Origin of the sequence: Neorhizobium vignae (genome assembly GCF_000732195.1) — a bacterium.
Classification (GTDB): Bacteria; Pseudomonadota; Alphaproteobacteria; order Rhizobiales; family Rhizobiaceae; genus Neorhizobium; species Neorhizobium vignae.
In genome coordinates, this window is sequence record NZ_JNNU01000004.1 from 155,249 (window position 1) to 168,995 (window position 13,747).

Below are 13,747 nucleotides of genomic sequence, written 5' to 3' on the forward strand. Positions count from 1 at the left end.
TTATTTCTCCGTTTCAACCAGGCCTTTGACGAACAGGCGCTGCATGAAGATGATGACGAGGACAGGCGGCAGACCCGCCAGGATGACTCCGGCCATCACCAGGTTCCACTGGTTGTCGCCATCCAGCACACTGGCGAGGCGCTTGATGCCCATGACGACGGTGTAATATTGCGGCTCGGTGGTGATCAGCATCGGCCAGAGATACTGGTTCCAGCCGTAGATGAACATGATGATAAAAAGTGCGGCGATATTGGTGCGCGATAGCGGCAGAAGGATATCGCGGAAAAATTTCATCGGACCAGCGCCATCGACGCGGGCGGCCTCCATCATCTCCTCCGGCACCGTCAGGAAGAACTGGCGGAACAGGAAGGTCGCCGTCGCAGAGGCGATGACCGGGATGACGAGGCCGGAATAGGAATTCAACATGCCGAGATCGGCGACCACCTTGTAAGTCGGCAGGATGCGCACTTCCACCGGCAGCATCAGCGTCATGAAGATCAGCCAGAAGGCCGGTACCCGCAGCGGAAAGCGGAAATAGACGATCGCAAAAGCCGAGATGATCGAGATGGCGATCTTGCCGACCGCGATCATGATCGCCATCGCCAGGCTGTTTCCCAGCATCAGAAGGAAGGGCGGCGCGCCGGCAGTCGATTCACCGGTGCCGAGCAGATAGCCATAGTTCGCCGAGAACTGGTCGCCGGGCAGCAACGGAACGATGCCGCTCATGAAATCCGTCGGACCATGGGTCGAAGCAATGAAGGCGAGGTAGACGGGGAAGACTACCGTCAGGACGCCGAGAATGAGGACCAGGTGGGTCAGGAAATTCAGGAAGGGGCGGTTCTCGACCATCGTAAACCTCAATACTGCACTTTGCGCTCGATCCAGCGGAACTGGACGACGGTGAGAACAACCACGATCAGCATCAGGATGACCGACTGCGCGGCGGATGGGCCAAGGTTCAGGCCGATAAAACCGTCCGCATAGACCTTGTAGACCAGAATATTGGTGGACTGTGACGGGCCACCCGAGGTGGTGGCATCGACGATGCCGAACGTGTCGAACATCGCGTAGGTGATGTTGATGACCGCGAGGAAGAAGGTCGTCGGCGACAGCAGCGGGAAGACCACGGTCCAGAACCGCTTGAACGGACCCGCGCCATCAATGGCAGCAGCCTCGGTCAGAGATTGCGGCACGGACTGCAGACCAGCCACGAAGAACAGGAAATTGTAGGAAATCTGTTTCCATGCGGCGGCGATGATGATCAGCACCATGGCGTCGCCGGTATGAAGACGATGGTTCCATTCGTATCCGAGGAAGCTCAGGAGATAGGGAATAATGCCGACGCTGGGATTGAACATGAACCACCAGAGCAGACCGGCAGCCGCAGGCGCCACCGCGTAGGGCCAGACCAGCAAGGTCGTGTAGAACCGGCCTGAGCGCAGTACGCGATTGACGCACACCGCGAAAAGCAGAGACAGGCCCATCGACAGAACCGTCACGCCGACGGAGAAGACGAAAGTCGCTCCGAGCGCATTGAGATAGTCGGGATCGTCCAACAAACGCGTATAATTCGCAAACCAGACGAAGGTCGCCTTCAGGCCGAACGGGTCCTGGCGCAGAAACGACTGCCAGATTGCCTGAGCGGCTGGCCATACAAAAAAGATGAGCGTGATGATCAGCTGCGGCGCGAGCAGGAAATAAGGCAGGACGCGGCTGTGAAAAACGGTGCGCTTGGTTTGCATGGCGAGGCGTGCCCAAGGAAATGCCCTCCCCGGGGATCGGGAAGGGCTTGAGGATTAAGGCGAGGCTCAGTTCGAATTCGAAGCTTCGAATTCGCGCAGGATGGCGTTGCCAGCCTTGGCAGCATCGTCGAGAGCCTGCTGGCCGGTCTTCTTGCCGGACAGGACGGCTTCGAACTGCTGGTCGATCAGATCGCGGATCTGCGTCAGGTTGCCGAAGCGAAGGCCCTTGGAGTTATCGGTCGGGGTGCCGCGGGTGATCTGCTTGATGGCGATGTCGGAACCCGGGGTCTTTTCATAATAGCCCTGCTTCTGACCAAGCTCGTAAGCAGCGTTGGTGATCGGCAGATAACCGGTGGACTGGTGCCAGTCAGCCTGAACTTCCGGCTTGGAGAGGTAGGTGAAGAACTTGGCAACGCCCTTGTAGACGTCGGGGTTCTTCTGACCGTTCAGGGTCCAGAGCGTGGCGCCGCCGATGATCGAGTTCTTCGGCTCCTTGGTGACGGTGTCGTCGTAAGGCATCGGCGCGAAGCCGACCTTGAAGCCCTTGGCATTGTTGATGACGCCGGCGCGAGAGGCGGAAGAGCCCATGTAGATGGCGCACTGTTGCGCGTAGAACATCGGAGCCGTTTCAGCGCCGCCGCCCGGGCCGCCATACTTGAAAACCTTGGCATCCTGCTGCTTCTTCAGGTTATCCCAGAATGCAGCCTGTTCCTTGCCGTTGAACTTGAATTCGGTCTTCAGGCCGCCAAAGCCGTTCTGAAGCGTGCCATAGGGCAGGTTCTGGATGGCGGAGTAGTTTTCGAGACCGACCCAGGTCGCAGCGTAGGACAGCGTGAAGCCGCAGGCAGCCGCGCCGGAATCGACGATCTTCTTGCCCATGGCGGCAAGTTCGGCCCAGGTCTTCGGGGCAACTTCCGGATCAAGGCCAGCCTTCTGGAAGACGTCCTTGTTATAGTACATGATCGGCGTCGAGGAGTTGAAAGGCATCGACAGGATGTTGCCCTGTGCGTCCGAATAATAACCGACGACCGGGGCGAGGAAGCCCTTCGGATCCCACGGCTCCTTGTTGTCGGCCATCAGCTTGTAGACCGGGTAGACAGCGCCCTTGGCGGCCATCATCGTGCCGGTGCCGACTTCGAAGACCTGAACGATCGCAGGCTGCTGGCCAGCGCGGAAGGCGGCGATAGCGGCGGTCAGGGTTTCGGGATAGGTGCCCTTGAAGACCGGAACGACCTTGTAGTCGCTCTGGCTCTCGTTGAACTTCTGAGCAACTTCTTCGAGCTTCTTGCCGAGCTCGCCGCCCATGGCATGCCACCAGGTGACTTCGGTCGCGGCAAGCGACGAGGTCGCGGACAGAGCGACCGCGATCGCGGCCATCGAAAGCTTTTTGAACATTTGAACGTCCTCTCCACCTTTGTTGGGGTGAGGACCGCAATAGGGCCAGGCTGTGACAGGCCCTTAACAGTTTTACGTCAGAAATATTACATTGCACACCTATGCAACAATTTCACATCAACGTCAGAAAGCATTCGCAAATTGCCGCGGCAGACGGCCCGGAAGCACCGCGATCACATCGTAACGCCGAGACAATCTCGCGGCATCCTGCCGCTTTGAAAGCCAGAGGTCGCTTGCGGCTCGAATTCGGTTCTGGGTGGCGTAACCGACGGCGTCGATCGCCTCCTGTTCGCCGATCCGCGCTTTCACCTCGACAAAGGCCACCAGATCACCTTTGCGGACGATCAGATCGATTTCCCCGAGCTTGGTGCGGTAACGGATCGCCAGAACTCGATAGCCTTTGACCAGGAGATAAAGCGCGGCGAGATATTCCGAGACATGGCCCCATCGCTGGGCCTTCTGCCGTTCGACTTTGCGGCGTTTCAGACCTGGGTCACTCTCCGCCACCTGCCTCGCCTTTCAGGTCCAGAAGCCGCTGATAGAGGTCCTTGCGCGGAAGTCCCGTCACGCGGGCAGCTTCGGCGGCGGCCTTGGCCGCCGGCATGGCAGACGCCAACTGGCGCAACAGCGCGTCCACCTCGATCTCCCCGGGAGGCTCCTCGGCTTCCGGCGGCGCCAGGAGCAGCACGATCTCACCCTTCACGACGCGGTCGTCATTGTAATAGGCGGCAAGCTCCTCCAACGTGCCGCGGCGAAACTCCTCGAACGTCTTCGTCAATTCGCGGCAGACCGCCGCGCGTCGGCCCGCCCCGAGCACTTCGGCGGCGGCGCCAAGCGTCGCGCCGATGCGATGCGGCGATTCAAAGAAGATCAATGTCGCCGGCACCTTTGAAAGCTCGGCCAGCCGGTCCCGCCGGCCCTTGTCCTTGACCGGCAGGAAACCGGCGAACAGGAATGCATCCGACGGCATGCCGGAACCGACGAGGGCCGCCAGCGGCGCCGAGGCGCCGGGGATCGGCACGACCTTGTAGCCGGCCTCGATCGCCATCTGGCCGAGCCGGTAACCGGGATCGGAGACCAAAGGCGTGCCGGCATCGGAGACCAGCGCCACCGATTTCCCCTCCTGCAGCGCCGCGATGAGCTTCGGCCCGACTTCGTCGGAATTGTGCTCGTGATAGGCGTAGGGCCGGGTGACGATGCCGTAGCGGTCGAGCAGCACGCGGGTTACCCGGGTATCCTCGCAGGCCAGCACATCGGCACCTGAGAGCGTTTCGAGCGCCCGCAGCGTGATGTCGCCGAGATTGCCGATCGGGGTTGCGACCAGATAAAGCGCAGGCTCCAGCGGCCGCGCGGGCACGAAAGTATTGGCGACGCGATAGCCGCGCTGGCTGCTCTTCGGTTCATCGGTCAAGGGGCGTCACGCGCAGATGGATGGTCATGAGCCTTTATGGGCAAGCCGACCGGCTTCGGCAAGTAACGCGCAAGCTGTTGAGAACGCATATTTTCTGTGTGCAGTCCGTGAGACAGATGTGAAATGACTTGCTAACGCCTTGTTCACCTCTTGCTTTTCGAACGGGTTGTCTGCCATTTTGCCCGTCCACATCATCCGGCTGGTCCAAAGCCGGCAGAATATCAGGGGTCCGGCCCTGCCGGATCGCCACGGTCGAAAGCGATAGCGTCCATGCGTATTACTCTTGAGCGGTCCAACCTTCTGAAGTCGCTGAACCACGTGCATCGCGTGGTGGAGCGGCGGAACACGATCCCGATCCTTTCCAACGTGCTGATGCGCGCCTCCGGCGCCAGCCTCGACCTGAAGGCCACCGACCTCGATCTCGAAATCACCGAGGTTCTGCCCGCCATGGTCGAGACTGCCGGAGCCACGACGGTTCCGGCGCACCTGCTTTATGAAATCGTCCGCAAGCTGCCGGACGGTTCCGAGGTGCTGCTCGCCACCAACCCGGACGGCGGCTCGATGACGGTTCAATCCGGCCGCTCGAAGTTCTCGCTGCAGTGCCTGCCGGAATCGGACTTCCCGGATCTCACCGCCGGCAGCTTCACGCATACGTTCAAGCTGAAGGCGACCGATCTGAAAATGCTGATCGACCGCACCCAGTTCGCGATCTCCACCGAGGAGACCCGCTATTACCTGAACGGCATCTTCTTCCACACGATCGAAGCCGACGGGGACCTGAAGCTTCGCGCGGTCGCGACCGACGGTCACCGCCTGGCGCGCGCCGATGTACAGGCACCATCGGGCTCGGAGGGAATGCCGGGCATCATCATTCCCCGCAAGACGGTCGGCGAGCTGCAGAAGCTGGTCGACGATCCGGAAGCGGCTGTCACGATCGAGGTTTCGGACGCCAAGATCCGCGTCACAATCGGTTCCGTCGTGATGACCTCGAAGCTGATCGACGGCACTTTCCCGGACTACCAGCGGGTCATCCCGACCGGCAACGACAAGGAAATGCGCGTCGACTGCCAGAGCTTTACCAGGGCCGTCGACCGCGTCTCGACCATTTCCTCCGAACGGGGCCGCGCTGTGAAACTGTCCCTGACCGACGGCCAGCTGATGCTGACGGTCAACAACCCGGATTCTGGCAGCGCCACGGAAGAAGTTGCGGTCGGTTATGACAATGATCCGATGGAAATCGGCTTCAACGCCAAATACCTGCTCGACATTACCGCCCAGCTTTCGGGTGACGACGCGATCTTCATGCTGGCGGATGCCGGTTCTCCGACATTGGTGCGCGACACGGCGGGCGACGATGCCCTCTATGTGTTGATGCCGATGCGCGTCTAAATCATTGAGGCGGCTGGAAAACTCCAGCCGCCTTTTTCATGCGGTTTTCCCGGTGCGACATTTTTCCTTGCTTTTGCGGCATTGGGGTTCCACATGGGGCAAAAGGAGAGGATAAAAAATGGAACTGCGCTTGAAGGAGCGGCTCGGCCGCAAGTTCGATGATGAGATCCGGTTCTTCAAGGGTTGGATCGATGGCCCGAAACGGGTCGGCGCAATCTGCCCCACCTCCTCCGTCACCGCCAAACGCATGGCAAGCGTCATCGACACGGCCTCCGGCCTGCCCGTCCTCGAACTCGGACCCGGCACCGGCATCATCACCAAGGCGATCCTGAAGCACGGCGTCTCGCCGGAAAACCTGGTCTCGATCGAATATTCGACCGATTTCTTCCAGCACCTTGTCCGCACCTATCCGGGTGTCAACTTCATCAACGGCGATGCCTTCGACCTCAAGCGCACGCTCGGCGCCCTGAAGGACAAGACCTTCGACAGCGTTATTTCGGCAATCCCGCTTCTGAGCTTCCCGATGGAGCGCCGCATCGCGCTGCTCGAAGACCTGCTCGACCGCATCCCGGCCGGCCGGCCCGTGATGCAGATCACCTACGGCCCCGTCTCGCCGATCATCGCCCAGCCCGACCGCTACCGGATCAAGCATTATGACTTCGTGGTCCGCAACATCCCGCCGGCGCAGCTCTGGACCTATAGCCGCGGCTGACCATGACATTCGGTCTCTATATCACCCATCCGCAGGTCCGTATCGATCCGGAGATTCCGGTGCCTCAATGGGGACTTTCGGATGTCGGCGCGGCCCGTGCCCGTGAGGCCGCACAGTCCGACTGGGCAAAAAAACTCGGCCGGATTATTTCCAGCGACGAGGTGAAAGCGATAGAGACCGCCGGGATCATAGCCGCCGCCTCCGGGATTTCGGTCGAGATCGCGCACGACACCCATGAGAACGACCGCTCGGCGACCGGGTTTCTGCCGCCGCCGCAGTTCGAGGATGCGGCCAACTGGTTCTTTGCCCATCCGGAGGAGAGCTTCAAAGGCTGGGAGCGCGCCGTGGACGCGCAGAGCCGCATCGTTTCGGCGGTCACCAAAATTCTCGCCGATCACGATCCACACGTGCCGATCGCCTTCGTTGGCCATGGCGGAGTGGGCACGCTGTTGAAATGCCATCTCACCGGCTCGCCGATCGCCCGCGACCGCGACCAGCCGGGTGGCGGCGGAAATCTCTTCTGCTTCACCCTTGCAGATCGAACTGTCTCATGCGACTGGACGCCCATCGAAAAATGGGAAGGGTTCCAGGCATGAACGCTCGTGATCGCCTCATCGTAGGCCTCGACATTCCGACCATCGGCGAAGCCGAAAAGATGGTCTCCACGCTCGGCGACACCGTTTCTTTCTACAAGATCGGCTATCAGCTTGTTTTCGCCGGCGGTCTCGAACTTGCCCGCGATCTTGCGAAGGATGGCAAAAAAGTCTTCCTCGACATGAAACTCCTCGACATCGACAACACGGTCGCGAAGGGCGTCGAGAACATCGTCAAGATGGGCGTGACCATGCTCACCCTGCACGCCTATCCGAAGGCGATGCGCGCCGCCGTCGAGGCTGCGAAGGGTTCCGAGCTCTGCCTGCTCGCGGTCACCGTTCTGACCTCGATGGACGAGACGGACCTTGTGGATGCTGGTTACGAATACGATCCGCATACGCTGGTTCTGCGCCGCTCGGAACAGGCACTGGCGGCGGGCATGGGCGGCATCGTTTGCTCGGCCGAGGAATCGGCTGCGGTCCGCAAGATCGTGGGCCCCGACATGGCGATCGTCACGCCCGGCATCCGCCCCGCGGGTTCGGAAGCGGGCGACCAGAAGCGTGTCATGACACCTTCGGACGCATTGCGGGCCGGATCGAGCCATCTCGTCGTCGCCCGCCCGATCGTCAAGTCGCCCGATCCGAAAGCCTCGGCACAAGCGATCCTTGCCGAGATGCAGGGCGTGCTCTGAAGCCATAGTGCGGCAGCGCCGGGAATGGCGCCGACCCCATTCTTGACTCGCCCGGGAATTTGCCTGAAGTCATCGCAACCGAAAACACATTGGAGGAGATACCATGGCCAAGGGATACTGGGTTGCCCGCGTCGATGTCCGCGACCCGGAACGCTACAAGGATTATATCGCTGCCGCCACGCCCGCCTTCGAGAAATACGGCGCCAATTTCCTCGCCCGTGGGGGCGCTATGGCGGCAATGGAGGGCAAGTCCCGCGCCCGCAACGTCATCATCGAATTCCCTTCGATGCAGGCCGCCATCGACTGCTACAATTCGCCCGAATATGCGATCGCCATCAAGATCCGCCAGGAAGTGGCTGATGGCGAAATCGTCGTCCTCGACGGCCTCTAAGAACCGGTTATAGCGGGCGGTGCGGCAGTGGAGACACTTCCACCCGTGCCGCGATTCGGTTAAACAGCACTCATCTCGTCCCACAGGCTCCCGGAGCACGCCATGACCATCAACAACCTTCCGCCGCTCGTCACCGTTTTCGGAGGATCGGGTTTCGTCGGCAGGCATGTGGTTCGTACGCTCGCCAAGCGCGGTTATCGCGTCCGGGTTGCCGTCCGCCGTCCAGATCTCGCAGGCTTCCTGCTGCCGGCCGGCTATGTCGGACAGATCTCGTTGGTCCAGGCGAATCTTCGCTACCGCCAGTCGGTCCTAAAGGCCGTCGAAGGCGCTTCGCATGTGGTCAACTGCGTCGGCATCATGTTCGAGAGCGGCCGCAACACGTTCGACGCCGTCCAGGATTTTGGTGCTCGCGCGGTTGTCGATGCGGCACGTGCGGCCGGTGCCAAGCTTACCCATATTTCCGCGATCGGCGCCGATATCGATTCGGAATCGTCCTATGCCCGCAGCAAGGGTCGCGCCGAGGCGACGATCCTCTCGACCCTGCCGGATGCCGTGATCCTGCGGCCGTCGATCGTCTTCGGCCCGGAAGACAGCTTCTTCAACAAGTTCGCCTCCATGGCCCGTACCTTCCCTGCCCTGCCGCTGATCGGCGGCGGCAAGACGAAGTTTCAGCCGGTCTATGTGGAGGACGTTGCCGAAACCGTCGCACGCTCGGTCGACGGCACGATTGCATCCGGCAAGATCTATGAGCTGGGCGGCGGCGAGGTCATGACCTTCCGCCAGTGTCTCGAGACGATGTTGCGCGTCACCAATCGCAGCAATGCGCTCGTCTCTCTGCCCTTCGGCATCGCATCGCTGATCGGTAGCATCGCGTCTCTGATCCCCTTCGTCCAGCCGCCGATCACCAGCGACCAGGTGAAGCTGCTGAAGATCGACAACGTGGTTTCCGATGCCGCCATCACGGAAGGCCGCACGCTGCAGGGGATAGGCATCCGTCCGACGCTCGCCTCTTCGATCCTGCCATCCTACCTTGTGCAGTACCGCCCGCAGGGCCAGTACACCGGTTCCGGCCGCGCCGCCTGACATTCGTTAACCATATCCCGCGATAGATTTCGCTCCGGCATGCCGGCCGTGCCCGCTGAAAATTCGGGCACCCCTTTGTTGTCGCTCATGTTTCGGGCAAGGATTGTGGCACAAAGGTCGCAGTGGCTGATGCAGTCGCGTTAACGGCCGGTTCAGCAAAATCCTTTATTGAATTCTTCTAATCCAACCCATAGATCCTCCCTCACCAAACAAGCGGCGCAACCGTGACGATAAAATCATCCATCGAAAGGCATTCCTCCATGGGCAAGCCCATCGCCCTTTTTTTTGCATGCGCAGCGCTGATCATCCTCGCGGGCTCCTTCATGGCCCCGACGACGGGAGCCGCCGGCAAGAGCGAATGCACGCCTGCATACGGCGTCGATCCGTGCAGCACGGCATCCATCCAGCACTAAGATGATTTGGAAGTTGGCGGCCTTTTGAGCCGCCTTCTTTTATGCTCCGAGGAGCAGTGCGACCAGGCCCAGCGCACCAACGGCGATTCGCCAGTAGGCGAACGGTGCATAACCGCGGCTCGACACGAAATCGAGCAGCGAACGCACTACCAGGATGGCAGTGACGAAGGCGGCGACAAAGCCGACCGCGATCACCGCGCCGTCGTCGAAACTCAAGGCATTTCGGTTTTTGTAAAGATCGAGCACGAAGGCGCCGAGCATGGTCGGCATGGCGAGGAAGAACGAAAATTCCGCCGCCGAGCGCTTGTCCGCACCGAGCAGAAGCGCGCCTACGATCGTCGCGCCGGAACGCGAGGTCCCGGGGATCATCGCCACGCATTGGAAGAGCCCGATCTTGAACGCGAGCAATAGCGGATATTCCATCACGTCGTGGTATTTCGGCTGGAACTTGATCCTGTCGACCACGAGCAGCACGAAGCCCCCGAGGATCAGCATGATACAGATCAGCATCGGCGTCTCGAACAGCACGGCCTTGATAAAGCCGTGGGCCAGAGCGCCGATCACCGCGGCCGGCAGGAAGGCGATCAGTACCGTCACCACGAAATGGCGGGCCTTCGGGCTGGTCGGCAGGTCGGCCGCGATCTGCAGCAGCTTGCGGGCGTAAACGAGCAGGATGGCGAGGATCGCACCGAGCTGGATCAGGACCGCGAACGTGTTGCCGGGAGATTGGAAACCGAGGAAATGACCAGCCAAAAGAACATGGGCGGTCGAGGAAACAGGAAGAAATTCAGTGAGCCCCTCGATCAAACCGAGGACGAGCGCGCTGATGATGGACTGATCCGCCATTCTTAATCCTTTATTGAGCAGATAAGGGCAGTTTTAAGCAGTTTATGAGCCGTTGCTTGTCTTGGGCCTACCAAATCCATATAGCTGCCATATGTCAGGCGGGCGCGCGAGGCGCCCCTGCCCCTCCTATACGAAGTTCGTGAAGTTCAAGTATCCATGCCCACGCTCTATCATCATTCCATGTCTTCGGCCTCGCGGTTCGTCCGGCTGATTCTCGCCGAATATGGCTTCCAGGCGGATCTGGTCGAGGAGCAGCCGTGGGAAAAGCGGCGGGAATTCCTGACGCTCAATCCTGCGGGCACGCTCCCGGTCTATGTCGACGACAGCATGAGAGTGCTTTGTGGCCCTTCCGTGCTCCTGGAATTTCTCGATGAAACCCACGGCGTGCTGAAGCGCGACCGCCGGCTGCTTGCGGAAGACCCCTGGCAGCGCGCCGAGATCCGGCGCCTGACGGAATGGTTCCTGCAGAAGATGGAGCAGGACGTCACCCGGCCGCTGACCCGGGAGCGGGTCTACAAGCTGCAGATGACCACTGCCCAGGGCGGCGGCGCGCCGGACTCGAAGGTGCTGCGCACATCCCGCGCCAATATCCGCCAGCACATGAAATATCTCTCCTGGCTTGCCGGCTCCCGGCCCTGGCTGGCGGGCGACCGCCTGAGCTATGCCGACCTTGCCGCCGCCGCCTCGATTTCGATCCTCGATTATCTTGGGGAAATCGACTGGTCGGAGACGCCGGTCGCCAAGGACTGGTATCAGCGGCTGAAATCCCGCCCTTCCTTCCGGCCGATGCTTGCCGAACGCATCCGCGGCCTTACCCCGGTATCCCATTATGCGGACCTTGATTTCTGACGCGACCTCGCGGGAGGAAGAAAAGGCGCTCCGGCGGCGGGAGAAGCTGACCGCCTTCATTCGCGAGGAAGCGGCGGCCCAGGGCTTTGATCTTTGCCGAATCACGGGCCCTGACAGCATTCCGCGGGCGCCGGAGCGGCTGGAGATCTTTCTCGCCGACGGGCACCACGGCAGCATGGACTGGATTGCGGAGACGAGGCTGCGCCGCGCCGACCCGAAGGTCCTGTGGGATCAGGTGCGGTCGATCGTGATGTTCGGACTGAACTACGGGCCGGAGGAAGATCCGCGCGGCATTCTCGATAAGCCGGACAAGGCGGCGATCTCGGTTTATGCGCGCAATCGCGATTATCACGACGTCATCAAGGGCCGGCTGAAGGAGGTCGCCACGCGTTTTGCGGCGCGGGCCGGCGAGGACGTCAAGGTTTTCGTGGACACGGCGCCGGTCATGGAGAAGCCGCTGGCGGAAGCGGCCGGGCTTGGCTGGCAGGGCAAGCATACCAATCTCGTCAGCCGCACCCACGGCTCCTGGCTATTCCTCGGCAGCCTGTTCACCACGGCGGACCTTATCGTCGACGAGGCCGAAACAGACCATTGCGGCTCCTGCCGAGCCTGTCTCGACGCCTGTCCCACGGCAGCCTTTCCGGCGCCCTATCGGCTCGATGCCCGCCGCTGCATTTCATACCTGACGATCGAGCACAAAGGTCCGATCGATCCCGAATTCCGGCCGTTGATCGGCAACCGCATCTATGGCTGCGACGACTGTCTTGCCGCCTGCCCCTGGAACAAGTTTGCGGCAAGCGCCTCCGAGATGAAGCTGCAGGCGCGCGAGGACTTGAAGGAACCGTCGATCGCGTTTCTGCTGACCTTGGCGGATGCGACTTTTAGGACATTCTTCAGCGGCTCGCCGGTCAAGCGCATCGGCCGTGACCGGTTCATCCGCAACGTGCTGATCGCCGCCGGCAATTCCGGCGATGCCAGCCTCATCGGGCAATGTCTGCAACTTGCCGGCGACCCCTCGCCCACGGTGCGCGGCATGGCTATATGGGCCCTGAAGCGGCTGATGACGGATATGGACTTCGCGCGGTTTGCCGAGGCGCGTGGTGTGGAAGACGATCCGGACGTACGGCAAGAATGGCGATTGGCGGGAGCGGCCTGATGAATGTGATGATCTTCGGATGCGGCTATTCGGGCCAGGCGATCGCCGGGGCCTTCAAATCCGAAGGTCATCGGGTCTCCGGCACCGTCAGAACAGCCCACAAGGCACTGGAACTCGCGGCCCGTGACATCAAGGCCTTCGTGTTCGATGGCAGCCCGTTCAGCGACGAATTGCTGACAGAGCTTCGGGAGACCACGCACTTGGTGCAGTCGATTCCGCCCGGCACCGAGGGCGATCCGCTGCTCAAGCTCGTCTCGGGGCAGCTGCGCGCGCTTTGCCCGAAGCTCGAATGGATCGGCTATCTCTCGACCGTCGGCGTCTATGGCGATCATGGCGGCGGTTGGGTCACCGAGGAGACCCTAGGCAGCCCGAGCCAGGGGCGGTCGATCGAACGGGTGGATACGGAAGAGGCTTGGACCACGGAAGGGCGGGCCGCCGGCGTGCCCGTGGCAAACCTTCGCCTCTCCGGTATCTACGGCCCCGGCCGCAACGCCTTCGTCAACCTCGCGCGCGGCACTGCGCGACGCATTATAAAGAGAGACCAGGTCTTCAACCGGATCCGTGTCGAGGATATCGGCGGCGCGGCGCTCTTTCTCGCCAAAGGCAATATGGGCGGCCTATATAATGTCACCGACGACGAGCCCGGTCCGCCGCAGGATGTCATCCTCGAAGCAGCACGACTGATGGGCGTCGAGCCTCCGCCGGAACAGGATTTCGAGACTGCCGACATGACGCCGATGGCGCGCTCCTTCTATGGCGCCAACAAGCGCGTTTCGAACGCCAAGATCCGCGCGGCCGGGTTCGAATTCCGCTTCCCGAACTACCGGATGTCGCTCGCCGAAATGTGGACCTCGGGCGGCTGGCGAGGTTGAAATTCCCGTTTTGAAACGGGTGAAATTTTCATCCTGATCGGTTGATCTAGTTATTATTTCTTAATGCTTATGGCTGACCGCCGCAAAATTTGCTCAAATAGGGCAATAGGCCTCGCATCACGATAAATTTTTTTCTGCACTTTTCGTGATCGCAGACTCCTTGCGAGTCTCGCTGAAACTACATTCCGCTTTCTGACTGTTTT

Annotated in this window: 16 protein-coding genes; 10 read left to right on the plus strand and 6 right to left on the minus strand. The window is 61.1% G+C overall.

Annotation, left to right across the window (positions count from 1 at the left end):
• From ugpE to rsmI, 5 genes are all read right to left on the minus strand, one after another.
• Complete coding sequence (ugpE, locus tag GQ59_RS07625; protein ID WP_037079568.1) at positions 1-849, minus strand: sn-glycerol-3-phosphate ABC transporter permease UgpE; 849 nt, start codon at positions 847-849, stop codon at positions 1-3.
• A gap of 8 nt (positions 850-857) precedes the next feature.
• On the minus strand, positions 858-1,742 hold the full coding sequence (gene ugpA, locus GQ59_RS07630; protein ID WP_037079571.1) for a sn-glycerol-3-phosphate ABC transporter permease UgpA: 885 nt from the start codon (positions 1,740-1,742) through the stop codon (positions 858-860).
• Positions 1,743-1,808: 66 nt separating this feature from the next.
• A complete protein-coding gene (ugpB, locus tag GQ59_RS07635) occupies positions 1,809-3,137 on the minus strand; it encodes a sn-glycerol-3-phosphate ABC transporter substrate-binding protein UgpB (RefSeq protein ID WP_037079574.1) in 1,329 nt (442 codons plus the stop codon).
• Positions 3,138-3,260: 123 nt separating this feature from the next.
• Positions 3,261-3,644 carry a YraN family protein gene (locus GQ59_RS07640; protein WP_051903862.1) on the minus strand — a complete coding sequence of 128 codons (384 nt, stop codon included), beginning with the start codon at positions 3,642-3,644 and terminating at the stop codon, positions 3,261-3,263.
• Positions 3,631-4,548, minus strand: a complete 918-nt coding sequence (gene rsmI / locus GQ59_RS07645) for a 16S rRNA (cytidine(1402)-2'-O)-methyltransferase (protein WP_037079576.1) — start codon at positions 4,546-4,548, stop codon at positions 3,631-3,633. Before rsmI ends, GQ59_RS07640 begins: the two co-directional genes overlap by 14 nt.
• 270 nt (positions 4,549-4,818) lie before the next feature.
• Between rsmI and dnaN the strand changes: the two genes are divergently transcribed.
• The 7 genes from dnaN (at position 4,819) to GQ59_RS32655 (ending at position 9,821) form a co-directional block, all read left to right on the plus strand.
• Positions 4,819-5,937, plus strand: a complete 1,119-nt coding sequence (gene dnaN, locus GQ59_RS07650; protein ID WP_037079578.1) for a DNA polymerase III subunit beta — start codon at positions 4,819-4,821, stop codon at positions 5,935-5,937.
• Between the two features lie 118 nt (positions 5,938-6,055).
• Positions 6,056-6,649, plus strand: a complete 594-nt coding sequence (pmtA, locus tag GQ59_RS07655; RefSeq protein ID WP_037079581.1) for a phospholipid N-methyltransferase PmtA — start codon at positions 6,056-6,058, stop codon at positions 6,647-6,649.
• Positions 6,650-6,651: 2 nt separating this feature from the next.
• Entirely contained in the window at positions 6,652-7,245 is a 594-nt protein-coding gene (locus GQ59_RS07660; protein WP_037079583.1) for a histidine phosphatase family protein, read from the plus strand.
• On the plus strand, positions 7,242-7,934 hold the full coding sequence (gene pyrF / locus GQ59_RS07665; RefSeq protein WP_037079587.1) for an orotidine-5'-phosphate decarboxylase: 693 nt from the start codon (positions 7,242-7,244) through the stop codon (positions 7,932-7,934). The genes GQ59_RS07660 and pyrF overlap by 4 nt, the downstream gene beginning before the upstream one ends.
• Positions 7,935-8,037: 103 nt before the next feature.
• Positions 8,038-8,325, plus strand: coding sequence for a DUF1330 domain-containing protein (locus GQ59_RS07670; protein ID WP_037079589.1), 288 nt, complete (start codon positions 8,038-8,040; stop codon positions 8,323-8,325).
• Positions 8,326-8,427: 102 nt separating this feature from the next.
• On the plus strand, positions 8,428-9,408 hold the full coding sequence (locus GQ59_RS07675) for a complex I NDUFA9 subunit family protein (protein ID WP_037079590.1): 981 nt from the start codon (positions 8,428-8,430) through the stop codon (positions 9,406-9,408).
• 260 nt (positions 9,409-9,668) lie between these two features.
• Complete coding sequence (locus GQ59_RS32655; RefSeq protein WP_037079592.1) at positions 9,669-9,821, plus strand: hypothetical protein; 153 nt, start codon at positions 9,669-9,671, stop codon at positions 9,819-9,821.
• A 39-nt stretch (positions 9,822-9,860) separates the two neighbouring features.
• Here the strand turns inward: GQ59_RS32655 and GQ59_RS07685 are convergent, their stop codons facing one another.
• Positions 9,861-10,667 carry an undecaprenyl-diphosphate phosphatase gene (locus GQ59_RS07685; protein ID WP_037079593.1) on the minus strand — a complete coding sequence of 269 codons (807 nt, stop codon included), beginning with the start codon at positions 10,665-10,667 and terminating at the stop codon, positions 9,861-9,863.
• 156 nt (positions 10,668-10,823) lie between these two features.
• Between GQ59_RS07685 and GQ59_RS07690 the strand changes: the two genes are divergently transcribed.
• The 3 genes from GQ59_RS07690 to GQ59_RS07700 are packed head-to-tail and all read left to right on the plus strand — an operon-like array spanning position 10,824 to position 13,544.
• Complete coding sequence (locus GQ59_RS07690) at positions 10,824-11,516, plus strand: glutathione S-transferase family protein (RefSeq protein ID WP_037079594.1); 693 nt, start codon at positions 10,824-10,826, stop codon at positions 11,514-11,516.
• Positions 11,497-12,672, plus strand: a complete 1,176-nt coding sequence (gene queG / locus GQ59_RS07695; protein WP_051903863.1) for a tRNA epoxyqueuosine(34) reductase QueG — start codon at positions 11,497-11,499, stop codon at positions 12,670-12,672. The genes GQ59_RS07690 and queG overlap by 20 nt, the downstream gene beginning before the upstream one ends.
• A complete protein-coding gene (locus GQ59_RS07700; RefSeq protein WP_037080249.1) occupies positions 12,672-13,544 on the plus strand; it encodes an SDR family oxidoreductase in 873 nt (290 codons plus the stop codon). Before queG ends, GQ59_RS07700 begins: the two co-directional genes overlap by 1 nt.
• The last annotated feature ends 203 nt before the right edge of the window (positions 13,545-13,747 follow it).

What these genes read in the sequence shown, in the direction of transcription:
- GQ59_RS07660 (WP_037079583.1), top strand. Translation starts at nt 6,652, where the DNA reads ATGACATTCGGTCTCTATATCACCCATCCGCAGGTCCGTATCGATCCG.
- GQ59_RS07700 (WP_037080249.1), top strand. Translation starts at nt 12,672, where the DNA reads ATGAATGTGATGATCTTCGGATGCGGCTATTCGGGCCAGGCGATCGCC.
- ugpB (WP_037079574.1), bottom strand. Translation starts at nt 3,137, where the DNA reads ATGTTCAAAAAGCTTTCGATGGCCGCGATCGCGGTCGCTCTGTCCGCG.
- ugpE (WP_037079568.1), bottom strand. Translation starts at nt 849, where the DNA reads ATGGTCGAGAACCGCCCCTTCCTGAATTTCCTGACCCACCTGGTCCTC.
- pmtA (WP_037079581.1), top strand. Translation starts at nt 6,056, where the DNA reads ATGGAACTGCGCTTGAAGGAGCGGCTCGGCCGCAAGTTCGATGATGAG.
- GQ59_RS07670 (WP_037079589.1), top strand. Translation starts at nt 8,038, where the DNA reads ATGGCCAAGGGATACTGGGTTGCCCGCGTCGATGTCCGCGACCCGGAA.
- queG (WP_051903863.1), top strand. Translation starts at nt 11,497, where the DNA reads ATGCGGACCTTGATTTCTGACGCGACCTCGCGGGAGGAAGAAAAGGCG.
- ugpA (WP_037079571.1), bottom strand. Translation starts at nt 1,742, where the DNA reads ATGCAAACCAAGCGCACCGTTTTTCACAGCCGCGTCCTGCCTTATTTC.
- GQ59_RS07690 (WP_037079594.1), top strand. Translation starts at nt 10,824, where the DNA reads ATGCCCACGCTCTATCATCATTCCATGTCTTCGGCCTCGCGGTTCGTC.
- GQ59_RS32655 (WP_037079592.1), top strand. Translation starts at nt 9,669, where the DNA reads ATGGGCAAGCCCATCGCCCTTTTTTTTGCATGCGCAGCGCTGATCATC.
- GQ59_RS07675 (WP_037079590.1), top strand. Translation starts at nt 8,428, where the DNA reads ATGACCATCAACAACCTTCCGCCGCTCGTCACCGTTTTCGGAGGATCG.
- dnaN (WP_037079578.1), top strand. Translation starts at nt 4,819, where the DNA reads ATGCGTATTACTCTTGAGCGGTCCAACCTTCTGAAGTCGCTGAACCAC.
- GQ59_RS07685 (WP_037079593.1), bottom strand. Translation starts at nt 10,667, where the DNA reads ATGGCGGATCAGTCCATCATCAGCGCGCTCGTCCTCGGTTTGATCGAG.
- pyrF (WP_037079587.1), top strand. Translation starts at nt 7,242, where the DNA reads ATGAACGCTCGTGATCGCCTCATCGTAGGCCTCGACATTCCGACCATC.